At 63.0% G+C, this 19,992-nt stretch carries 22 protein-coding genes; 11 read left to right on the top strand and 11 right to left on the bottom strand.

Translation table 11 applies throughout. The features are described 5' to 3' along the window. Positions 1-27 precede the first annotated feature (27 nt). Entirely contained in the window at positions 28-456 is a 429-nt protein-coding gene (locus OIU19_RS01410; RefSeq protein WP_264232841.1) for a hypothetical protein, read from the top strand. 172 nt (positions 457-628) lie between these two features. Here the strand turns inward: OIU19_RS01410 and OIU19_RS01405 are convergent, their stop codons facing one another. Both OIU19_RS01405 and OIU19_RS01400 read right to left on the bottom strand, forming a co-directional pair. Further along, a complete protein-coding gene (locus OIU19_RS01405) occupies positions 629-805 on the bottom strand; it encodes a metallothionein (RefSeq protein ID WP_264232840.1) in 177 nt (58 codons plus the stop codon). A 2-nt stretch (positions 806-807) separates the two neighbouring features. Beyond that, entirely contained in the window at positions 808-1,284 is a 477-nt protein-coding gene (locus tag OIU19_RS01400; RefSeq protein ID WP_264232838.1) for a phosphotransferase system, HPr-related protein, read from the bottom strand. A 153-nt stretch (positions 1,285-1,437) separates the two neighbouring features. Between OIU19_RS01400 and ligD the strand changes: the two genes are divergently transcribed. From ligD to OIU19_RS01370, 6 genes are read left to right on the top strand one after another with little or no spacing between them, the layout of a single operon-like run. Continuing rightward, a complete protein-coding gene (ligD, locus tag OIU19_RS01395) occupies positions 1,438-3,927 on the top strand; it encodes a DNA ligase D (protein WP_264232836.1) in 2,490 nt (829 codons plus the stop codon). Further along, entirely contained in the window at positions 3,927-4,175 is a 249-nt protein-coding gene (locus OIU19_RS01390) for a hypothetical protein (RefSeq protein WP_264232835.1), read from the top strand. Before ligD ends, OIU19_RS01390 begins: the two co-directional genes overlap by 1 nt. After that, positions 4,172-5,215 (top strand): acyl-CoA dehydrogenase, encoded by a 1,044-nt coding sequence (locus tag OIU19_RS01385; protein WP_264232834.1) that lies wholly within the window; start codon positions 4,172-4,174, stop codon positions 5,213-5,215. Before OIU19_RS01390 ends, OIU19_RS01385 begins: the two co-directional genes overlap by 4 nt. Next, the gene (locus OIU19_RS01380) at positions 5,212-5,967 is read left to right on the top strand and encodes a PIG-L deacetylase family protein (protein ID WP_264232832.1); all 756 of its coding nucleotides are present in this window, start codon (positions 5,212-5,214) and stop codon (positions 5,965-5,967) included. Before OIU19_RS01385 ends, OIU19_RS01380 begins: the two co-directional genes overlap by 4 nt. Then, positions 5,964-6,563, top strand: coding sequence for a bifunctional 2-polyprenyl-6-hydroxyphenol methylase/3-demethylubiquinol 3-O-methyltransferase UbiG (locus OIU19_RS01375; RefSeq protein WP_264232830.1), 600 nt, complete (start codon positions 5,964-5,966; stop codon positions 6,561-6,563). Before OIU19_RS01380 ends, OIU19_RS01375 begins: the two co-directional genes overlap by 4 nt. Beyond that, positions 6,560-7,222, top strand: coding sequence for a glycosyltransferase family 2 protein (locus tag OIU19_RS01370; RefSeq protein WP_264232828.1), 663 nt, complete (start codon positions 6,560-6,562; stop codon positions 7,220-7,222). The genes OIU19_RS01375 and OIU19_RS01370 overlap by 4 nt, the downstream gene beginning before the upstream one ends. 427 nt (positions 7,223-7,649) lie before the next feature. On the opposite strand, the gene OIU19_RS01365 is transcribed toward OIU19_RS01370, so the two are convergent. The 8 genes from OIU19_RS01365 to OIU19_RS01330 all read right to left on the bottom strand — a co-directional run bounded on the left by OIU19_RS01365 (position 7,650) and on the right by OIU19_RS01330 (position 13,958). Further along, positions 7,650-8,522, bottom strand: coding sequence for a Ku protein (locus OIU19_RS01365; protein WP_264232826.1), 873 nt, complete (start codon positions 8,520-8,522; stop codon positions 7,650-7,652). 13 nt (positions 8,523-8,535) lie between these two features. Further along, positions 8,536-8,673 carry a PSPA7_2676 family Cys-rich small protein gene (locus OIU19_RS01360; protein WP_264232825.1) on the bottom strand — a complete coding sequence of 46 codons (138 nt, stop codon included), beginning with the start codon at positions 8,671-8,673 and terminating at the stop codon, positions 8,536-8,538. An 81-nt stretch (positions 8,674-8,754) separates the two neighbouring features. Continuing rightward, entirely contained in the window at positions 8,755-9,897 is a 1,143-nt protein-coding gene (locus OIU19_RS01355) for a carboxylate-amine ligase (protein WP_264232824.1), read from the bottom strand. A 6-nt stretch (positions 9,898-9,903) separates the two neighbouring features. After that, a complete protein-coding gene (locus OIU19_RS01350; RefSeq protein WP_264232822.1) occupies positions 9,904-10,857 on the bottom strand; it encodes a class I SAM-dependent methyltransferase in 954 nt (317 codons plus the stop codon). Beyond that, positions 10,857-12,179, bottom strand: a complete 1,323-nt coding sequence (locus OIU19_RS01345; RefSeq protein WP_264232821.1) for an iron-containing redox enzyme family protein — start codon at positions 12,177-12,179, stop codon at positions 10,857-10,859. Before OIU19_RS01345 ends, OIU19_RS01350 begins: the two co-directional genes overlap by 1 nt. An 18-nt stretch (positions 12,180-12,197) precedes the next feature. Next, positions 12,198-12,392: a hypothetical protein gene (locus tag OIU19_RS01340; protein WP_264232820.1), complete on the bottom strand. Its 195-nt coding sequence runs from the start codon at positions 12,390-12,392 to the stop codon at positions 12,198-12,200. A gap of 58 nt (positions 12,393-12,450) precedes the next feature. After that, positions 12,451-12,618, bottom strand: a complete 168-nt coding sequence (locus OIU19_RS01335; RefSeq protein WP_264232819.1) for a general stress protein — start codon at positions 12,616-12,618, stop codon at positions 12,451-12,453. Positions 12,619-12,776: 158 nt separating this feature from the next. After that, positions 12,777-13,958: a porin gene (locus OIU19_RS01330; protein ID WP_264232817.1), complete on the bottom strand. Its 1,182-nt coding sequence runs from the start codon at positions 13,956-13,958 to the stop codon at positions 12,777-12,779. A 326-nt stretch (positions 13,959-14,284) separates the two neighbouring features. Between OIU19_RS01330 and OIU19_RS01325 the strand changes: the two genes are divergently transcribed. Both OIU19_RS01325 and OIU19_RS01320 read left to right on the top strand, forming a co-directional pair. Further along, positions 14,285-15,355: an enoyl-CoA hydratase/isomerase family protein gene (locus OIU19_RS01325; protein WP_264232816.1), complete on the top strand. Its 1,071-nt coding sequence runs from the start codon at positions 14,285-14,287 to the stop codon at positions 15,353-15,355. A 16-nt stretch (positions 15,356-15,371) separates the two neighbouring features. Next, positions 15,372-16,523 carry an acyl-CoA dehydrogenase family protein gene (locus OIU19_RS01320; RefSeq protein ID WP_264232815.1) on the top strand — a complete coding sequence of 384 codons (1,152 nt, stop codon included), beginning with the start codon at positions 15,372-15,374 and terminating at the stop codon, positions 16,521-16,523. A gap of 92 nt (positions 16,524-16,615) precedes the next feature. Here the strand turns inward: OIU19_RS01320 and pedF are convergent, their stop codons facing one another. Further along, a complete protein-coding gene (pedF, locus tag OIU19_RS01315; protein ID WP_372353281.1) occupies positions 16,616-17,014 on the bottom strand; it encodes a cytochrome c-550 PedF in 399 nt (132 codons plus the stop codon). Between the two features lie 297 nt (positions 17,015-17,311). Here pedF and exaA point away from each other — a divergent pair, with 297 nt between their 5' ends. Next, positions 17,312-19,171, top strand: a complete 1,860-nt coding sequence (gene exaA, locus OIU19_RS01310; RefSeq protein ID WP_264232813.1) for a quinoprotein ethanol dehydrogenase — start codon at positions 17,312-17,314, stop codon at positions 19,169-19,171. Between the two features lie 78 nt (positions 19,172-19,249). Beyond that, positions 19,250-19,894 carry a pentapeptide repeat-containing protein gene (locus OIU19_RS01305; RefSeq protein ID WP_264232812.1) on the top strand — a complete coding sequence of 215 codons (645 nt, stop codon included), beginning with the start codon at positions 19,250-19,252 and terminating at the stop codon, positions 19,892-19,894. The last annotated feature ends 98 nt before the right edge of the window (positions 19,895-19,992 follow it).

Raw genomic sequence — 19,992 nt, 5'->3', positions numbered from 1 at the left:
AAGGGCCGACGGCCCAGGAGGTTAGCCATGCGTGTCCCTGTTCTGCTGTTGGTGCTGGCAAGCTTGACCAGTACCCAGGTGCTGGCCGAGGCCTGCGATGTGATCACGCGTTCGTCCAGCGAGGCGGTCACGCCGGTCGACCGACATACCTGCTACAGCTACAGTAACATGCCTGCCGAAGCGATCAACTGGTCATGCAGCAATGAAAGCAAGGACATGCTCAGCACCGAGAAGCATAAGGTCGCCCGCTGCGCCGACGGCAGCGTTGGCAGCTGCATCGCGCCGTTGACCCAGGAATCACTGGCCAATCCGAAAGCCGCCGGCAGTGACCAACCCTCGACCCGGCCAGCCCTGTCCAAGGATGCGCGGGTGATCACCTACTACTACGACACCCCAAGCCTGGGGCAGGCGCGTAACGATTGTGAGCGGAACAATGGTATCTGGCAGACTCACTGACCGGTGAGATGGCTGTTGGGGCCGCTTTGCGGCCCTCGCGGGCGAGCCCGCTCCCACAGGGACGGCGGCGAGCCAAGATAGCGTCGTATCAGAAAGATACCTATTTTGAAGTCCACGCCGTCCCTGTGGGAGCGGGCTCGACCGCGAAGGGCCGCAGCGCGGCCCCAAAAACTTAGGTCTGCTCAGATGGATCAGGCTTGCCGCAGGAACAACCACCCATCCGGCACCGTTCACCATTACGATGCCCCGTGGCACAGGCTTCACAGCAATAGGCCTTGCCTCCTTGCTGCACGGCATTGGCGTCTACCGGGCAATTGCAGTGCGGGCAGGCGCAGCGTTGATCGTTCATGGTCAGCTCCTTTTCTCTTCATCGTGCGAATCAACCGGCGAAACCTCATCGGTCCAAGGCTCGCCGTCCAGCGGTGCTGAGCGGGCCAGCTCTGCTTCATCCAGGCCAATCCCACCACCAATCTCATTGGCCTCGACTTCGCGCAGAGTTTGATCAGCCGGGCCATCGCCGTCTCCCAGTTCATCGGCATCGCGGGCACCGGTCTCGTCATACAAGGTGTCGGGGCTCAGATCGTCGAGGGTGACGTTGTCCTCGTGCAGGCTGTCGCTCAGGGCCTCACCGCCGGTCATGCCACTCTCGGCAACCCGCCGCGCTGGGTATTCGTGGTCCACTTCGCGTTCCGCACGCTCATCGCCAATGCGTCCCTGGCGCTGGTCCTTGCGCTCGTCGAAATCCAGTTCGTGGACGCTGCCCATACGGTCCTCGGTGTCGTCGATCTCGACCTGAGGGCGGTTTTTCCGATCATCTGGCTGGGCCATCTTGGTTCTCCGGCAAAGGGTTCACTCGGTCGACTGCCAAGCCCGGGCAATGATTCAGAGTTTCTGCCAGGTGGCGCCCGCCAACAGATTGAACTCTGTCTGGCGCCGGCCTCTCCCACCTCTAGAGACTCGCCAATCGTCCCGGAGCTGGTCATGGCCAAACCCTTGCAGGAGTACCAACGCAAGCGCGACTTCAGCGCTACCCCTGAGCCTGCGGGCAAGCGCCAGCGCGGCAAGCAGGTGCATGCCTTGCAGTACTGCATCCAGAAGCACGATGCCAGCCATCTACACTATGACTTTCGCCTGGAGCTCGATGGCACGCTGAAAAGCTGGGCCATTCCCAAGGGGCCGTCACTCGATCCGAAGGTCCGGCGCCTGGCCGTGCACGTTGAAGACCACCCGCTCGATTACGCCGATTTCGAGGGCAATATCCCCGAGGGGCACTACGGGGCGGGCGATGTGATCGTCTGGGACCGCGGCATTTGGGAGCCGGAAGGCGATCCGCATGCCAGCTACGCCAAGGGCAAGCTGCGCTTTCGCTTGCAAGGAGAAAAGCTCTCCGGCGTGTGGAACCTGTTTCGCACTCATCTGGCAGGCAAGAAAGAACAGTGGATGCTGGTCAAGTCGCATGACGGCGAGGCGCGCAGCGAAGCCGAATACAGCATCGTCGAGGCGCAACCCGATAGCGTGCTCAGTGATCGCACGCTGGTGACCCGGCGCGCCAAGGTCGCCGACCAACCGGCCAAGCGCCCCGCTGCCAGCCGCAAGCGCGCCACCTCTCCAGCCAAGACAGCGTTGCCTGATCATCTGCAGCCGCAACTGGCGACCCTGGTCGACTCCCCACCCAGTGGCGATTGGCACTATGAGGTGAAATTCGACGGCTACCGGATTCTGGCCCGCATCGATGGCGATGACGTGCGCCTGTTCACCCGCAACGGCCATGACTGGAGCGCGAAGATGCCGCATCAGGTCCAGGCCCTGCGCAAGCTCAAGCTCAAGTCCGCCTGGCTGGACGGCGAAATGGTGGTCACTGGCGACAACGGCGTGGCTGATTTTCAAGCGTTGCAGAACGCCTTCGACACCGAGCGCGACGAGCAGATCAGCTATTACCTGTTCGACCTGCCGTTCTTCGATGGCCAGGACTTGCGCCAGACGCCGCTGCAGGCGCGTCGCGAACAGCTTGCCAAGCTGTTGAAGAAAGATCGCAGCGATGTACTCAATTTTTCTGCCGATTTCGATGAGCCAGTGCAGTCGTTGCTCGACAGTGCCTGCCGCCTGGGGCTTGAAGGGCTGATTGGCAAGCGCCTCGACAGTCCCTACGTCAGCCGGCGCAGCAATGACTGGATAAAGCTCAAGTGCCAACAGCGCCAGGAGTTCGTCATCGTCGGCTACACCGACCCCAAGGGCAGCCGCAGTGGCTTTGGCGCCTTGCTGCTGGCGCTGCATGACAGCGACAGCGGCGCGCTGCGCTATGCCGGCAAGGTCGGTACAGGCTTTACCGCCACCACCCTTGCCAGTATCCATGCCCGACTCAAACCCCTTGAGGTCGGCAAACCCGCCCTGGCCAAGCCACCCACAGGCGCCGAGGCGCGTGGAGTGCATTGGTTAAAGCCGACGCTGCTGGCCGAGGTCGCCTATGCCCAGATGACCCGCGACGGCGTGGTGCGCCATGCGGTGTTCCATGGCCTTCGCGACGACAAGCCAGCGCAGTCGATCGACCTGGAACGCCCGGCGAACCAAGCCGCCAAGACCAAGGAGAACACGCTTTTGAGCGACCTGCACCTGACCCACCCCGAGCGGGTCATCGACGCCACCACGGGTGTGACCAAGCGCGAGATCGCCGAGTACTACGCTGACGTCGCCAAGTGGCTCATGCCCCAGCTGAAAAACCGCCCCGTGGCGCTGATCCGCGCCCCAGAGGGGCTGAGCGGCGAGCTGTTCTTTCAAAAAAATGCCGGCCAGCTGCACATCCCAGGCGTGCTCAGTTACGACAAAGCCAAGGCTGGCCAGGCGGCGATGGTCCTCAATCGGCCTGACTCGTTACTGGGCGCGGTGCAGATGAACATGCTCGAACTGCACACCTGGAACGCCACCGACAAGGATTTCGACAAGCCCGATCGGTTCGTTCTGGACCTCGACCCAGACCCTGCGCTGCCGTGGAAATCCATGGTCGAGGCGACCCAGTTGACCCTGACCCTGCTCGATGAGCTGGGTTTGCAGGTGTTCCTCAAGACCAGCGGCGGCAAGGGCATGCACCTGGTCATACCGCTGAGCCGGCGCGACAGCTGGGACCAGGTCAAGGACTTCAGCCACGCCATCGTCGACTACCTGGCCAAGCTGTTTCCGGATCGGCTCAGCGCGGTGTCAGGGCCGAAAAACCGCGTCGGACGGATCTTCATCGACTACCTGCGCAACGGCAAAGGCGCCACCACCGCGTGCGCCTATTCGCTGCGCGCGCGCGAAGGGCTGCCGGTCTCGGTGCCGATCTGGCGCGAAGAGCTGCCCCAGCTCAAGGCCGCCAATCAATGGACTATCAGCAACATTCGCGAGCGTCTGGCCGAGGTCGATGACCCCTGGGCGCAGTTAGGCAAAACCCGCCAGATGATTACCGCGCGGATGCGCAAGCAGCTGGGGTTGACGTGATGGAGCAGTGGATCGACCTGCTGCAATGGCCCGCCATGCTCCTGACCGTACTGGCCGCCTGGTGCATTGGCTCGCGCCAGCCTGGGCGGCGGCGACTGGGTTTTTGCTGCTTTATTACCAGCAACGTGCTGTGGGTGCTGTGGGGCTGGCAGATCCAGGCCTGGGCGCTGATCGTGCTGCAGTTCTGTCTGGCAGCCATGAACCTGCGCGGCTGGAAGAAAAACATGAGCATGGAGTCGCAGACATGAATATCTTTACAAATCTTGCCCCGCCACGCCTGGAAGGCCTGCTACAAGCATTCGCCGAGCGCGAGCAGCCACTGCTGCTCGAAGAGCAGCTAGCGCAGTTGATGCGGGCGTTGCAAGCCGCGCATCTGGATGTGCTGCCGTTGCCAGGTCAGGGCCAGACCCTGCAACGTTGGCAGATCCTGGCGCAAGTCGCTGGCTGCGACCTGGCACTGGCCAAGCTCTTCGAAGGGCACACCGACGCCCTGGCGATTCTGGCTGAATGCGGTGCACCGGAACTGGCAGATGATGGCATCTGGGGGGTGTACGCCGCTGAGCCGCCCGATGCGCGGGTAGAGATCGTCGACCGTGCCGGCGACCAGCTGCGTCTGCGCGGGCGCAAGGCCTGGTGCTCGGGTGCCTTGCAGATCGACCGCGCCTTGATCACTGCCTGGGACCAGGACAAGCAGCCGCAACTGGTGGCCATCGACCTGTCCGATCCGAGCCTGACCCTTGCGGCGGATCATTGGCAGGCGCTGGGCATGGCCAGCACTGCCAGCGCCGACATCCTCTTCGATGACTCGCTTGGCACAGCCGTGGGCCAACCCGGTCAGTATCTGGCCCGCCCGGGGTTCTGGCACGGCGGCGCAGGTATCGCCGCCTGCTGGTATGGCGCTGCGCAGGCGCTGGCCACGTATCTGCACGCGCATTGCGCAAAGCCGAGCCCCGAGCCGCACGCCGCGGCTCATCTTGGCGCTGTGGATGCGGCGCTCCTAGGCGCCAGCGCCGCCCTGCGCGAATGTGCCGGCTGGATCGACCAGCAGCCGACGGCCGACGCCAGTTTGCAGGTACGCCGCACCCGCGCCCAAGTCGAACAGACGGTGGACGGCGTGATCCACCACGTCGGCCGCGCCCTTGGCGCCACCCCGTTCTGCCGCAACAGTCACTTCGCCAGGCTCAGCGCCGACCTGCCGGTCTTTCTGCGGCAAAGCCATGCCGAACGCGATCTGGCTGCCCTTGGCGTACAGCTGGCGCAGCTGCCAACAGGAGCCTGGCAACTATGAGCGAGAACCTGATCCAGTCCAGTGCTGGCACCCCGTGGGCCGACTGGCAACACTCTGCACACCTGGCCCGGGCCAGTTGGATCGCCCCCCAGCAGCTATGTCCGCCAGGCCGCCGCCTGGTGCTGGTGGCACCGCACCCGGACGATGAAATCCTCATGGCTGGAGGTTTGCTGGCCAGCTTCAAAGGCCGTGAGCAGGAGCTGGTGCTGATCTCGGTCACCGATGGCGAAGGCAGTCACCCTCATTCGACACTGTGGACCGAGCATCGCCTACGCCGCCATCGCCCGCTGGAGAGTCGCCATGCCTTGCAGCAGTTGGAACTGGACCTGAACACCCTGGATTGGCGGCGGCTGAACCTTAAAGACGGCGCCCTGCCCCGTGATGAAGCATTTTTGGTCAATCACCTGAACCAGTTGCTCAAGCCCGACGACCTGATCCTGACCACTTGGCGCAACGATGGCCATTGCGATCACGAGGCGGTGGGCCGTGCTGCCGCTCAAGCGGCGCTGGCACGCAAGGCGCAGTTGGCCGAGGTGCCAGTATGGGCCTGGCACTGGGCAACGCCAGACGACTCGCGGCTGCCTTGGCCACGGGCGCACCGTATCCAGTTGGATGAGGCCGTTGTGGCCCGTAAGCGTCAGGCACTCGCCGCCCATGCCAGCCAGTTGCAGCCTGACGGCGACACGCCAGCGGTGCTGCCCCAACGCTTGCTCGATTGTCTTCTGCAACCCTTCGAATTGGTATTCCTATGAGCCTTGATGCGCAGTACTTCGCCCAGTTGTATGCCGGTAACGATGACCCCTGGGCCTTTCGTACCCGCTGGTACGAGCGGCGCAAGCGCGACCTGGTCATGGCCAGCCTGCCACGCCAATGCTACGAGCGGGTGTTCGAACCGGCCTGCGCCAATGGCGAACTCAGCGTATTGCTGGCCGATCGCTGTGCCAGCTTGCTGTGCCAGGACCTCGACCCCACCGCAGTCAACCTTGCCCGTGAGCGGCTGGCCGGAGTGGATCATGCCCGCGTCGAACAAGGCCACTTGCCCGCAGACTGGCCGGGGGAACGCTTCGACCTGATCGTGTTGAGCGAAGTGGGTTATTACCTGGACCCTACCGATTGGCTGCAAGTCATCGAGCAATCGGTCGCCAGCCTCGATTACGACGGCGGCCTGCTGGCTTGTCATTGGCGCCATCCGATTGCCGGTTGCCCGCAGGATGGCCGCCAAGTGCATGACCTGCTAGCCAAGCATTTACCGCTGTACCCCGTGCTGCGCCATGAAGAGGCCGATTTTTTGCTCGAATACTGGTCGTGCCAGCCCAGCGTGGTTGATCTGGATGAGAGGTGCGAATGATTGCAGTGATCATACCGGCGCATAACGAAGCCCGGCGTCTGGGGCGATGCCTGAAGTCGGTCAAGGCCGCCGCTCTGCTGGCCGAGCAGGCGGGCCATCGGGTCGAGGTGTTGGTCGTGCTCGATCGCTGCAGCGACGGCAGTGCCGCCATTGCGAGGCGCCATGGGGTCGACACGCTCGCCGTCGATGCGGGTAACGTGGGCGTTGCCCGGCGTGCCGGGGCGGCGCTGATGCTTGAACGTGGCGCCTCGTGGTTGGCCTGTACAGACGCCGACAGCCGCGTGCCCAGTCATTGGCTGTTGTGGCAGCTCGCCTGTGCCGCGGATGCGGTGTGCGGCACCGTGCACATCGAGCGTTGGCAGCCCTGGCAGAAGGCGGCGTTGCGCCAGCTGTATCGCAGCCGCTATGAAGCGCGTGAGGGGCATCGGCATATCCACGGGGCGAACCTGGGCGTGTGCGCCAAGGCGTATGCGAAAGTGGGCGGGTTCGCGCCGTTGCCGGCACATGAAGATGTGCACCTGGTACGAGCGTTAGAGGCCCATGGAGCGCAGATCGTCTGGACGGCCAAGCACAGTGTCGCGACCAGTAGCCGGCGGGACAGCCGTGCCCGCGAAGGGTTCGGGGATTATCTGGCGGGGTTGGAAACTGTGAGTATTTGAGGGGCTGTGCTGGCCTCTTCGCGGGCAAGCCCGCTCCCACAGGGATCGCGGTGTTTTCAGGTCTGCGCTGTCCTTTTGGAGACGCAAGCACAGCGCGCACTGGAAATCACGTGAAACTGTGAGTGTTGAGGGGCTGTGCTGGCCTCTTCGCGGGCAAGCCCGCTCCCACAGGGATTCGCGGTGTTTTCAGGTCTGCGTTGTCCTTTTGAAGACGCAAGCACAGCGCGCACTGGAAATCACGTGAAACTGTGAGTGTTGAGGGGCTGTGCTGGCCTCTTCGCGGGCAAGCCCGCTCACACAGGGATTCGCGGTGTTTTCAGGTCTGCGCTGTCCTTTTGGAGACGCAAGCACAGCGCGCACTGGAAATCACCTAGGTCCCTGTGGGAGCGGGCTTGCCCGCGAAGAGGCCGATACAGCCCCCATCAGATCAAGAAGCTTTGCGCGTGCGCTTGGCTGGTTTCTTGTCAGTTTCTTTGGCCGGTGCAGCCTTCTTCTTCGGCGCAGGCGCCCCCTTGCCACCCAGGCTGCGTTTGAGCAGCTCGGTCAAGTCGATGATATCGGCGCCTTTCGAGGCGCCCTCGCCTTCGGCTTTCTCCACCACGCTGATCTTGCCCTTGCTGGCCTTTTCTTCGACCAGGTCCATGATGGTCTGGCGGAAGGCATCGTGATACTCGTCAGGGTTCCACGGCCCGCTCATGTCCTGCACCAGCCGCTTGGCCATGTCCAGCTCACGCTTGTCGAGCTTGCTGTCGGTCACGCTCTTGTCCAGCTCCAGGGTATCGATACCGCGCACTTCCTCGGGCCAGCGCAAGGTGATCATCACCAGCGCATCTTCCAGCGGCCGCAGCAGCGCCAAGTGTTGCCGGGTGTGCAGGACCACCGTGGCCAAGGCGACCTTGCCGGTGCTTTCCAAGGTCTCGCGCAGCAAGGCATAGACCTTGCCGCCACGCCGGTCCGGGCTCAGGTAGTAAGGGGTATCGAAGTGCTGCAAGGGAATCTCACTGGCCTCGACGAACGAAAAGATATCGATGGTCTGGGTCGCTTCCGGCCGGGCGTTGCGGATTTCTTCTTCGCTGATGATCACGTAGCGGCCTTTCTCGTACTGCACGCCCTTGACGATGTTGTCCTTGTCGATTTCCTTGCCGGTGGCCTTGTTCACCCGTTTGTAGCCGACCGGGTCCATGCTGCGCTTGTCCAGCCAGTCGAAATCCACCCGCTCGGTACGCACGGCGGTGTTGAGGGTGACAGGGATGTGCACGAGGCCGAAGCTGATCGCGCCTTTCCAGATTGCCCGGGCCATGGTCGTTCAGCTCCTAGGGTTGGCAGGGTTGGCCAGACTGGCAGTAGCGCAAGGCGCCGCAACGTTCGCAGCATTGACACTGTAGCCCGGCAATTTCACCACTGAGCGTGCTGCGCCACTGGCAGCCACGCAGCAGGCAGAGGAGTTTCATCAGCCACCTCCTTGACCCGCGCTGTCGCGGGCTCTTACTTGCACTGACTGCGCGCTGGCACGAAGGTTTACTCGTATTGCCCTATGGCAGCGGATTTGCGCCGCTGGCGCAGCTACGGCCTTCGGCCAGCACCTGAGCGACCACCTGACGCAATGCCCTGGTGCTGTCCAGCCCGGCGCCACGGGCCTGTGCCAGGCACCTGAGCTGGCGATCGGCACTGGTGCCTTGCTCGAGGATGTTCAGACCATGGATGAAGGCTCGTTCGGCATCCGCGGTATCCGGTGGGTGCTGGCTGCGCAGTTGCGCCAGCCAGGCTTGGGCAGTGACCGGTTGTTGCTGATGAACGCCGAGGAACTGGCCGTGGCGGCCGTAGCGCAGCGCCCGCCAGTAGTTTTCCTGGGTGATCCAGTGCTGCTCACGGCTGAGCGGCAAGGGGCTGTAGTGCGCCATGGCGCACTGCTCGACCAGGTGACGAAATACCGCAGCGATGGCCAGTGCGTCGTCCAACTGCGGGCAGGCATCGCAGATGCGCAGCTCGACCGTTGGATAGCGCTGCGACGGCCGTATCGCCCACCAGAACGCGCCGTCCTTGGCCAGGGCACCGGTGCGCTGGTGCAAGGCGCGGTAGCGCTGGTAGGCCGCCCAGTCGGCCAAGGGCTCGGGCAGGCCCATGTGCGGCCACTCGCCACAGATCACCCGCCGATAACTCATGTAGCCGGTGTTCTGCCCGCTCCACAACGGCGACGAGGTGCTCATGACCAGCAGCAACGGCAACCAATACAGCACGCGGTTGATCAACTGCATGCGATCGCAGCCGGGCGGCACGCCGACATGCACGTGCAGGCCAGACAACAGACTGCGCTTGGCTACCTGTTGATAATCGTCGAACAACTGCTGGAAGTGCGCCGAGCTCCGCGGTCGTTGACGCCGCCAATGGGCGCTGGGGTGGCTGGCAGCGCAGTAGAGGCCAGCGCCCTCCTCGGCCAGTGCTTGGTTCAGGCGTTGCCGGTATTCAACAAAAAAGCCGCGTGCCTGGTGCAGGTTGGCAAACACCGGTGAGGCGATTTCGATCTGGCAGCGAAACATTTCTTCGGCAAAGTAGCTGCCGGCGACCTCCCGGCAGCGCCTGGCTATCGCTGGCGAGGGTGAACCCAGCACACGACCGCTGGCGAGGTCCACCAACAGGTATTCCTCCTCGATGCCAAAGGTACATGGCCGGTACATGGCCCGTCAGCCAATGCGGGTAACGCGCAAGGCAACCGCGGCGATGCGCTCGACCTGCTCATAGCCACGCTCAAGCAGTTGCTCGCCAAATACATCCGGATCCAGTTCTTGATACAGCCAACTCCAGCGCGGCCCCGCCAGGCGTTGGCGGGCGGCTTGCAGCAGGGCATCGCGCCCTTCGACGATGGCAACGCCAGTGTACAGTAGCAACGTCCCGCCAAGGCTCAGCCGTTGGCAGGCTTGCTCGATAATCCGCATCGACAGCTCAGCGCCGAGCGCAGCGCCACCATGACGATATTGACGCTGCTGGGTATCGAGCATGTACGGCGGGTTGGCGACGATCAAGTCGAAGCTGCCCGTCAGCCCTTGTAGCAGGTCGCTTGGCTCGACGGACACGTTGCTGAGCCCGGCCAACGCGGCATTGATCGCGGTGTAGCGCAGCGCCAGCGGGTTGATGTCGACCGCACTGACTTGGGCATGGGGCGCGGCCTGGGCAATCAACAGCGCACCAATACCCGCGCCGCAGCCGATATCCACGGCGTGCTGGACCGGCTCGGGGCTGCGTTGTAGATGATCGCCAATGACCTGGGCGAAGCGGTAGCTGTCCGGGCCGAAAAACACCGAATCACTGGCCTCGGTGGGATAGGCCGAGTGCACCAGCAGCAGCTCGTCCAGGTTCGACCAGCGGACCTTGCTGCGCAACAGCTCAGCCTGTTGCTCGACAACCTGCGCAGTGTGTAGCAGCGCCAGTTCATCGGCAGACATCAGCGAGGGAGCAAACGGTCGGCTCCAGCCAAACACATCGCGCACATTGTGCGCCTGCTCGGCGCCGGGGCGAGCGTTGTTGCGCGCATGGGTGGCGGGGGTGACGCAGGTAAAGCGGTAGCCATCGGCGCGCAAGCGTTGGCCCAGCTGGAGCAGGGCTTGATCAGCGTGGATTTGCGCCTGGGACAGTTGCATCAGTGCGCGCCCTCCTGGGTAAGCCCGGTTGCGCGGATATAAGCCTGGGTGGCCAGCAGGCCTTCTGGCAATGCGTGGCGGTTGCCAGCCATCCGCTCGATCAGCACGTCAATAGCCTCGGGTGCAGGGTCGGCCACCAAGGGTTGCACGGATGCTTCAGTTTCCCAGCTGCCGGGTATCAGCCGGCGTGGTCTGGGCCCTTGCCAGTCACCGGCGATCCAGTCGTACCAGAGCTGCTTCTCGTACGCGCTGAAGACCCCGAACATGGCGGCCGAGGGGCCTTCGATCAAACCCCAGAAGCGGCTTTGATCCGGCGCTTGATTGCGCTTGATCCAGCCTTGCGCTTGCATCGCTTGGACGAACTCAGCGATCGCCTCTGGACCTGCCAACCACTGGTTGACCGTACGGCCTTGCAGCTTGCAATGGTCAGAGTGCATGAACTGGCCAAATCCACGCTTGCGCTCCAGCGCTGCGAACAGCTCGCCCTGTAGGTCAAAACGGGCTATCAACTCGGCGGCCGGAACGCCTAGGTCATTCAAGCGATAGCCGTGTCGCACGCGTTGGTAGAACGCCTGCGCGTCGGATTGCGGACACAGTTGCAGCAGGGCCTGGATCGAGCGCTGGGCATGGCCGCTGGCGGCATTGTCGATGGTGACGTGGAGCTGGAAATAGTGGCCGTCGATACCCAGTTCAGCCAGCTCATAGGTGGTGATCAACAGGTGCAGCGGCGGTTGTTCGTAGCCCAGGTTGTAGCCGATCACTTCAGCCAGGAACTGCTCGGTGTTCTGCCCCAAGGCCAATTGCACAGCGCCTTGTAAATAGCAGGCGTCGTCCAGCGCAATCGACTCAAGGCAACCCAGGCGACTGAGCAGGCGCTGGTAGATCAACACATGGTTACAGCGCGAATCGCCGTCGCCCAGCTCTTCCAGATAAGTGCGGATCAGGCCGTGGTAGCGTGGGTCGCGCCACTGGTGCAAGGTGCCGTGCAACCAGGCGCCATCGACCGCCTTGGTCGGAGCGACGTGCTGCAAGTACCACAGCGCCTGCGCCCGGTTGGCGAAATATCGCCGGGGTTCGCCCTGGCGGCGCTGTTGGAGATAGGTAGCGTAGTCACGCGCGACCCGGGCAGCGGCGTGTGCGCTCCACTGCGCCAGTTGCTGCGGATCATCAGGCAGGTCATCAGGCAATTGCGCGGCTCGTTGCAACTGTCCGGCGAGCCACTGCGCACCGTTTTCGCCTTGCAGCAAGGCGAGGTAGCGCTGTTGTACGTTGCTGCTCTGGGCCGGTACCAGCAGGCCAGTCTTGCGGGTCATCACCGTCATGCCTGACTCCTTGCCCAACTACGGACGTTTGGTGTCTTGGGGGATCGGCTCAGGGCCGGGGGTTGGCTGCGGTGCAGGTTGATCGGGTTTTTGCATTTGCAGTGAAGGCTTGCTTTGGTCGGCGTCTTCGGCCGGATGATCGGTGTCTCGGTCAAAGCAACCGCCAAGCAGCGCAAGGCTGCTCAACAGGCAAACGGTAGGTACCAGGCGCATGGGCTGTCCTCCTGCGAAGAAAAACGCAGTGCCGCGCAAACGGCACTGCGTGCTTCATTTACGAGCGGCCACCTTTGCGGCCCGACTCGCTGCGGTCGGTAGTGGTGCTCGATTGCTGGCCGCCTTTACGGCCGGCTTCGGAAGCTTTCTGCCGGTCATTGGCGAAATTGCCAGGGTTCTTGGTACCGCCCTGACTGCCCGACTTGCCACTTTCTTTGTTAGCCATGGTCATGAACCTCATGAGGCTTAGGAAAATGCACAGCGCTGCGCCGTACATAGTGTGGGAGTACGGCGATAAGCGTGGATTCGCTTTATTTCCTAAGCGGCCTGACCGGCGGCATTAAATAAGCCCCAGGCGCTTATTTGGTGCGCAAGGCTTGCACGCTACCAGGTCAGCACTGCGCCCACGGCGAAGGTGTCAGTGTCCTCGTTCTGCGCATCGCCTTCATGGCCATCGATCTCGAACTGATTGTACTCGGCGACCAATGTGAGGTTGTCATTGATATCGTGGAACAAGGCAATACCGCGGGTTTGATAGTCGGCCCCGGTATTGACCGCGCCATTGCCATCATCCTCGGTCTTGCCATACGACAGCGCCAGACGGTTCTTGCCCAAGCGATACGAGCCCTGCAGCAGGTAGCCCTTGCTGTCGACCTCGCGCAGGGTCGCCTCGCCGGCGTTGTTGGTGAAAAACGGGTTGATGCCTTTGGCAGTGAAACCTGAGCCGGTCAGGGAAAACGCCCCCATTTTGGCCTGCACACCATAGCCCAGGCCCTTGGAGGTCACCGACTCGACCGTGCTGTCGGTGTTGTCGGAGGTCTGGTAGCTGCCGTTGAGCCAGCTGTAGATCTGCGCCCCGGCCAGGTCGAACTGGTAGGTGATCTCGCTCTCGGTGCGCGGGTTTTCCTGATAGGCCTTGCCCACCGCGCTGTCATCGTTGGTATCGACCGGGTCCATGATGCCCACAGCGATGCGCAGGCCGTCCATTTGCGGGCTGCGGTAGGTGATCTGCGAGGTCGGGAACGGGTACGGGTAACCGCTGCCGATGTTGCCGAACGAGACCCCGCCGCCGTCCACCAGGCCCAGGGTGTCGCTGACCTGACCGTAACCGGCGAGCAGTTCATCGAGGAGGATGTTGGAACGGGCGAACAGGCCGAAATCCTTGCCGATCAGCACTTCGCCCCATTCGGGGTTGGCCACGGTGCCGTAGAACTGGCGCACATCGATGGCGGTGTCGGTGCCGTTGGTCTCGCTGTCGTTGATGGTGACCCAGAACGAGGCGCGCCCGCCGAGCTTGAGGTCGTCGATCTGGCGGGTCATGTTGAAGCCCAGGGTGTTGGGTAAAAAGCCCATTTTCACCCGCGATTGGCGGCGGTCGTACTGCTCGCCAGCCCGGTCGATATCGCTGTTGACGTAGAAGGCGTTGATGTAGCCGTCGGTGGAAAAGGTGGTCTGGTCCTTGTCATAGAGCATGATCTCGGCGCTGGCCATTGGGCTCAGGGCCAGGCTGGCAAGGCCGCCAAGCAGCGGCAGGATAAGGCGTTGGGCATTGTTATTGTTGTGCATGGCGCGCTCCGCAATCGGTAGGGACGAGTGTCGGGCCGATTATCGAAAGCGCGTGCGCCCTGCCCTACGCTGCCTTGGCAGCGATTGGCCAGTGCCTTGGCCGGGCGCGAGTGGATGGCGCACAGCGAACTAATCCCTTGTCCGCCCGTGTCACCCGGCTAAAGTGGCAAGACCCAGTCCGGAAGGCGCGCCTTTAAGGTAAAAATGCAGGCAGGCCCTGCATAATTGTCGATTGTGCAAGGCAAATTCGCATGACAGGATCCCCTGATCCTCCAGCGCACTCCAGACTTCACTTGGAAAATCAATAACAAAGCAGGGAGAACGCGATGACCGCGCATGCTCACATTTCGGCAACGGATCATGTCTTGGCCGAAGTCCGCAATCAGATTGGCCACCTCACCCTCAACCGCCCCGCCGGCCTCAATGCCCTGACCCTGGATATGGTGCGCAGCCTGCAGCTGCACTTGGACGCCTGGGCCGATGACAGCCAGGTGCAGGCCATTGTCCTGCGTGGAGAAGGCCCCAAGGGCTTTTGCGCCGGCGGCGATATCCGCTCGCTGTATGACAGCTTCAAGGCCGGTAGCACGCTGCATGAACAGTTCTTCGTCGAGGAGTACGCCCTCGATAAGTGCATCCACCGCTACCGCAAGCCGGTCCTGGTGCTGATGGACGGCTACACCTTGGGTGGCGGCATGGGCCTGGCCCAGGGCGCCGACCTGCGGGTGGTCACCGAGCGCAGCCGTTTAGGCATGCCGGAGACTGCCATCGGTTACTTCCCGGATGTCGGCGGCAGCTATTTCCTGTCGCGCATCCCCGGCGAGCTGGGCACTTATCTGGGCGTCAGTGGCGCGCAGATCCAGGCCGCCGATGCCTTGTATTGCGGTCTGGCCGACTGGTACCTGGCCAGCGACAAGCTATCGGCCCTGGATCAAGCACTGGAGCGCATCAGCTTCGGCGAGCATCCGCTGAAAGATCTTCAGGGCCTGCTGGCCAAGCTCGGCACCCAGGTCCTCGATGACGCGCCGCTGGCCAGGCTGCGCCCAGTGATCGATCACTTCTTCGCCCAGCCCGACCTGGCCAGCATCATCGAGCAACTGCGAGCGGTGACCATTGGCGACAGCCATCAATGGGCACTGGCCACCGCCGACCAGCTGGAAAGCCGCTCGCCGCTGGCAATGGCGGTTACCCTGCAGATGTTGCGCCGTGGCCGCCATCTGGGGCTGGAAGACTGCTTTGCCATGGAGCTGCACCTGGACCGCCAGTGGTTCGAATACGGCGACCTCATCGAGGGTGTACGCGCGCTGATTATCGACAAGGACAAGCAGCCCCGCTGGAACCCACCGAGCCTAAAGCAGCTGCAACAGGCCCGAGTCGACCAATTCTTCGAAGGCCTGTAAGGCTGGGAGTACGCAGATGCAAGACCTGGAACTGAGCGAAGAGCAAATCATGATCCGCGATATGGCCCGGGACTTTGCCCGTGGCGAGATCGCCCCGCATGCCCAAGCCTGGGAAAAAGCCGCCTGGATCGATGATGGCGTAGTGCGCAAGATGGGCGAGTTAGGCCTGCTGGGCATGGTCGTTCCGGAAGACTTTGGCGGCAGCTACACCGACTACGTCGCCTACGCCCTGGCGGTTGAAGAGATTGCCGCCGGTGACGGCGCCACGGGCGCCTTGATGAGCATCCACAACTCGGTCGGCTGCGGGCCGCTGCTCGCCTACGGCACGCCTGAACAGCAACAGACCTGGCTGCCACGCCTGGCCAGTGGCGAAGTCATTGGTTGCTTCTGCCTGACCGAACCCCAGGCGGGTTCCGAGGCGCACAACCTGCGCACCCGCGCCGAGTTGGTGGATGGCCAGTGGGTGATCAACGGCGCCAAGCAGTTTGTCAGCAATGCCCGCCGCGCCGGGTTGGCGATTGTGTTCGCGGTAACGGACCCGGAGCTTGGCAAGAAGGGCCTATCAGCCTTCCTGGTGCCCACCGACAACCCTGGCTTCAAGGTTGATCGCAGCGAGCACAAGATGGGCATTCGCGCCTCCGACACCTGCGCGGTGACGTTGGACAACTGCCGCATTGCCGCCGCCAACCTGCTCGGCGAGCGCGGCAAGGGGCTGGCGATTGCCCTGTCCAACCTGGAAGGCGGGCGCATCGGCATCGCTGCGCAAGCATTGGGTATTGCCCGCGCCGCCTTTGAAGCAGCGCTGGTCTACTCACGTGATCGCATCCAGTTCGGCAAGCCGATCAATGAGCACCAGAGCATTGCCAACCTCTTGGCGGACATGCAGGTGCAGATCAATGCCACGCGCCTGTTGATCCTGCATGCAGCGCGCCTGCGCAGTGCCGGCAAGCCGTGCTTGTCGGAGGCCTCGCAGGCCAAGCTGTTCGCCTCGGAGATGGCTGAACGGGTGTGCTCGATGGCGATTCAGGTGCATGGTGGCTATGGCTATCTGGAGGACTACCCGGTGGAGCGCTATTACCGGGATGCGCGGATCACCCAGATTTATGAAGGGTCAAGCGAGATTCAACGGATGCTGATTGCGCGGGAACTGAAGAACTATCCGTTGTAGGCGCAACACCTGCCGGCCTCATTGCGGGGCCGGCCCGCGCCTACCCGCTGTGGGAGCGGGCTTGTCCCGCGATGAGGCCGGCCCTGACGCGATCATTCCGTCACATGCACACTGTCCAGGTAGGTACGCACCGCCCACAACGCCTCCTGGCTGAGAAAATCCGCCATCTTCGGCATATACACCCGCCCATCGCGTACCGCGCCATTGCGCACGCGCTCGACAAACCATTCATCTCCCGCCGCGCCTTCATCGAGCATGCGCAGGTCCGGGGCAATCCCGCCCGACTTGGCCTCCAGGCCGTGGCATGCCGCGCAGTTCTGGTTATACGCCGACGCACCAATGGACACCGCCTTGTCGTGATCCTTGCTGTCGCGATACGGGTTCTCGGCGCGCCATTCGCTGCCAAGCGGCTCCAGCCCTTCGGTATTGACGGCCGTTGGGGTGACGTTGCCATGGGCGCTGGCGGCGCCGGCAGCGCACAGGCCAAGCATCAGCAGGGTGGATTTGCAGGCATTTTTCACGATTGTCATTGTTCTGGCCTCGACTTCTGAGAGTGCACGCGCCACCTCTGAGAGCGAGGCGGTTGGAGCATCCTAGAAAGCGGCCAGGCCGGCCCCCATGCTGCTTTGGTGGCCGCGCCCTCCTCCCTTGGTCGTAGCCCGTGCGGGGCAGTGCCAAATCATGCCCGCCCTGGGAAGTTTTCCCGTAATGGCCGGGAAGATTTCCGTATCTCGCCGAGCGGTGGCGTTCCAGGCTATGCAGGCCACAACCTCACTGGGAACTCCACCATGACAACAAGAACGTTACCCGCCATGCTTTCGCCCCTTTCTGCTGCCCTGCTGCTGGCGAGCCTGGCCATTGGCGGTACCGCCCAGGCCAAGCCGGTCACCTGGGAAGACATCGCCGACGACCACAAGACCACCAACAACGTGCTGCAGTACGGCATGGGGACCAACGCCCAGCGCTGGAGCCCACTGGCGCAGGTCAACGACCACAACGTGTTCAAGCTCACGCCAGCCTGGTCGTTCTCCTTTGGCGACGAGAAGCAGCGCGGCCAGGAGTCCCAGGCCATCGTCAACGACGGGGTGATCTACGTCACCGGCTCCTACTCACGGGTATTTGCCCTCGACGCCAAGACCGGCAAGCGCCTGTGGACCTACAACCACCGCCTGCCAGACAACATTCGTCCCTGCTGTGACGTGGTCAACCGCGGCGCGGCCATCTATGGCGACAAGATCTATTTCGGCACCCTCGATGCGCGTCTGGTGGCGCTGAACAAGGACACCGGCAAGGTGGTGTGGAACAAGAAGTTCGGCGACCACAGCGCCGGCTACACCATGACCGGCGCCCCGACCATCGTCAAAGACCAGAAGAGCGGCAAGGTGCTGTTGATCCATGGCAGTTCCGGCGATGAGTTCGGTGTGGTCGGCCAGCTGTATGCGCGTGACCCGGACACCGGTGAAGAGGTATGGATGCGGCCCTTCGTCGAAGGCCATATGGGCCGCCTCAATGGTAAGGACAGCACCCCCACCGGCGACGTCAAGGCGCCGTCCTGGCCCGACGATCCGAGCACCGAGACTGGCAAGGTCGAGGCTTGGAGCCATGGTGGCGGCGCGCCTTGGCAGAGCGCCAGTTTCGATGCCGAAACCAATACCATCATCGTCGGCGCCGGTAACCCCGGGCCTTGGAACACCTGGGCGCGCACTTCCAAGGACGGCAACCCGCACGACTACGACAGCCTTTACACCTCAGGCCAGGTCGGGGTCGATCCCACCACCGGTGAGGTCAAGTGGTTCTACCAGCACACCCCCAACGATGCCTGGGACTTCTCCGGCAACAACGAGCTGGTGCTGTTCGACTACAAGGACAAGGACGGCAAGCAGTTCAAGGCCACTGCCCACGCCGACCGCAACGGCTTTTTCTATGTGGTCGACCGCAGCAACGGCAAGCTGAAAAACGCCTTCCCGTTCGCCGACAACATCACCTGGGCCAGTCATATCGACCTGAAAACCGGCCGCCCGGTAGAAAACGAAGGTCAGCGCCCGGCCAAGCCGGAGCCTGGGCAGACCAAGGGCAAGCCCGTGGAAGTGTCGCCGCCGTTCCTCGGCGGCAAGAACTGGAACCCCATGGCGTACAGTCAGGACACCGGCCTGTTCTATGTACCGTCCAACCAGTGGAAAGAAGAGTATTGGACCGAAGAGGTCAACTATAAGAAGGGCTCGGCGTACTTGGGCATGGGCTTTCGGATCAAGCGCATGTACGAGGACCATGTAGGCTCGCTGCGTGCCATGGACCCTACCACCGGCAAGATGGTCTGGGAGCACAAGGAGCGCTTGCCGCTGTGGGCCGGGGTGCTGGCAACCAAGGGCAACCTGGTGTTCACCGGCACCGGTGACGGCTACTTCAAGGCCTTCAACGCCAAGACTGGCGATGAGCTGTGGAAATTCCAGACCGGCAGCGGCATCGTCTCCCCGCCTATCACTTGGGAGCAGGATGGTGAGCAGTACATCGGTGTGACCGTGGGCTACGGCGGCGCGGTGCCGCTGTGGGGTGGCGACATGGCCGAGCTGACCAAGCCGGTGGCGCAGGGCGGATCGTTCTGGGTGTTCAAGATCCCTGCGTGGGACACCAAGACCGCTCAGCGCTGAGCTAGATCGCCCATTTCCATCTCCCCTGCAGGAGCGGCGCACCGCCGCTCCTGCACATTTGTAAGCCTGGAGCCTGTCATGAACTACCTGCCACTGGCCCTGCTTCTACTGCTCCCCAGCGCCTTCGCCGACGATCAGGCCGACGTGCCGCTGACGATCAATGGCTGCGTCATCGCCGCAGAAAGCAAATGCCCCAACGCCAACCTGCGTGGCGCCGACTTGAACAACCAGGACCTGCGCAAGATGGACCTGTCCGGCGCTGACCTGCGCGAGGCCAATCTACGCCACGCCCGGCTTGATCTGGCCAATCTGGAAAAAGCCGATCTGCGCGGCGCCAACCTGACCCGTGCCAGCCTGCAACAGAGCAACCTGCGCCTAGCCCAGCTGCAAGGTGCGACACTGGTCGCGGTCCAGGCCTGGGGCATGTTTGCCCAGGGTGCCAACTTCGAAAAAGCCGACTTGTCTGCGGCCTACCTGGAGTTCGCCAGGCTGTCGGGGGCCAAGCTGCATGGCACCTCGCTGAAGGCGGCTGACCTGGAAATGACCTGGCTAAGCAAGGCTGACCTCAAGGGTGCGAGCCTGGCCGATGCCAATTTGCAGGAGGCCAAGTTTGGCCAGAGCAACCTTGAGAATGCCGACCTGCGCGGGACGCGGCAGCATTATGCGAATTTCCAGGACAGCAATATGGAAGGTTGCCAGGGCTGTCCAGACTCTTGGCAGTGAAGCGGTGTGGTTGTGTCAGTTGCGGCCTCTTCGCGGGCAAGCCCGCTCCCACAGGTAACGCGCTGATCTTGGCGCTGGCGCTGAGCCTGTAGGAGCGG

Origin of the sequence: Pseudomonas sp. BT-42-2, assembly GCF_025847435.2 — a bacterium.
Lineage (GTDB): Bacteria > Pseudomonadota > Gammaproteobacteria > Pseudomonadales > Pseudomonadaceae > Aquipseudomonas > Aquipseudomonas urmiensis.
The sequence above is the reverse complement of the archived record's forward strand: the minus strand, read 5'-3'. Positions and strand labels throughout refer to the sequence as shown.

Coding starts and splice junctions, on each gene's coding strand:
- OIU19_RS01410 (WP_264232841.1), top strand. CDS start 28: ATGCGTGTCCCTGTTCTGCTGTTGGTGCTGGCAAGCTTGACCAGTACC.
- OIU19_RS01405 (WP_264232840.1), bottom strand. CDS start 805: ATGAACGATCAACGCTGCGCCTGCCCGCACTGCAATTGCCCGGTAGAC.
- OIU19_RS01400 (WP_264232838.1), bottom strand. CDS start 1,284: ATGGCCCAGCCAGATGATCGGAAAAACCGCCCTCAGGTCGAGATCGAC.
- ligD (WP_264232836.1), top strand. CDS start 1,438: ATGGCCAAACCCTTGCAGGAGTACCAACGCAAGCGCGACTTCAGCGCT.
- OIU19_RS01390 (WP_264232835.1), top strand. CDS start 3,927: ATGGAGCAGTGGATCGACCTGCTGCAATGGCCCGCCATGCTCCTGACC.
- OIU19_RS01385 (WP_264232834.1), top strand. CDS start 4,172: ATGAATATCTTTACAAATCTTGCCCCGCCACGCCTGGAAGGCCTGCTA.
- OIU19_RS01380 (WP_264232832.1), top strand. CDS start 5,212: ATGAGCGAGAACCTGATCCAGTCCAGTGCTGGCACCCCGTGGGCCGAC.
- OIU19_RS01375 (WP_264232830.1), top strand. CDS start 5,964: ATGAGCCTTGATGCGCAGTACTTCGCCCAGTTGTATGCCGGTAACGAT.
- OIU19_RS01370 (WP_264232828.1), top strand. CDS start 6,560: ATGATTGCAGTGATCATACCGGCGCATAACGAAGCCCGGCGTCTGGGG.
- OIU19_RS01365 (WP_264232826.1), bottom strand. CDS start 8,522: ATGGCCCGGGCAATCTGGAAAGGCGCGATCAGCTTCGGCCTCGTGCAC.
- OIU19_RS01360 (WP_264232825.1), bottom strand. CDS start 8,673: ATGAAACTCCTCTGCCTGCTGCGTGGCTGCCAGTGGCGCAGCACGCTC.
- OIU19_RS01355 (WP_264232824.1), bottom strand. CDS start 9,897: ATGTACCGGCCATGTACCTTTGGCATCGAGGAGGAATACCTGTTGGTG.
- OIU19_RS01350 (WP_264232822.1), bottom strand. CDS start 10,857: ATGCAACTGTCCCAGGCGCAAATCCACGCTGATCAAGCCCTGCTCCAG.
- OIU19_RS01345 (WP_264232821.1), bottom strand. CDS start 12,179: ATGACGGTGATGACCCGCAAGACTGGCCTGCTGGTACCGGCCCAGAGC.
- OIU19_RS01340 (WP_264232820.1), bottom strand. CDS start 12,392: ATGCGCCTGGTACCTACCGTTTGCCTGTTGAGCAGCCTTGCGCTGCTT.
- OIU19_RS01335 (WP_264232819.1), bottom strand. CDS start 12,618: ATGGCTAACAAAGAAAGTGGCAAGTCGGGCAGTCAGGGCGGTACCAAG.
- OIU19_RS01330 (WP_264232817.1), bottom strand. CDS start 13,958: ATGCACAACAATAACAATGCCCAACGCCTTATCCTGCCGCTGCTTGGC.
- OIU19_RS01325 (WP_264232816.1), top strand. CDS start 14,285: ATGACCGCGCATGCTCACATTTCGGCAACGGATCATGTCTTGGCCGAA.
- OIU19_RS01320 (WP_264232815.1), top strand. CDS start 15,372: ATGCAAGACCTGGAACTGAGCGAAGAGCAAATCATGATCCGCGATATG.
- pedF (WP_372353281.1), bottom strand. CDS start 17,014: ATGCTTGGCCTGTGCGCTGCCGGCGCCGCCAGCGCCCATGGCAACGTC.
- exaA (WP_264232813.1), top strand. CDS start 17,312: ATGACAACAAGAACGTTACCCGCCATGCTTTCGCCCCTTTCTGCTGCC.
- OIU19_RS01305 (WP_264232812.1), top strand. CDS start 19,250: ATGAACTACCTGCCACTGGCCCTGCTTCTACTGCTCCCCAGCGCCTTC.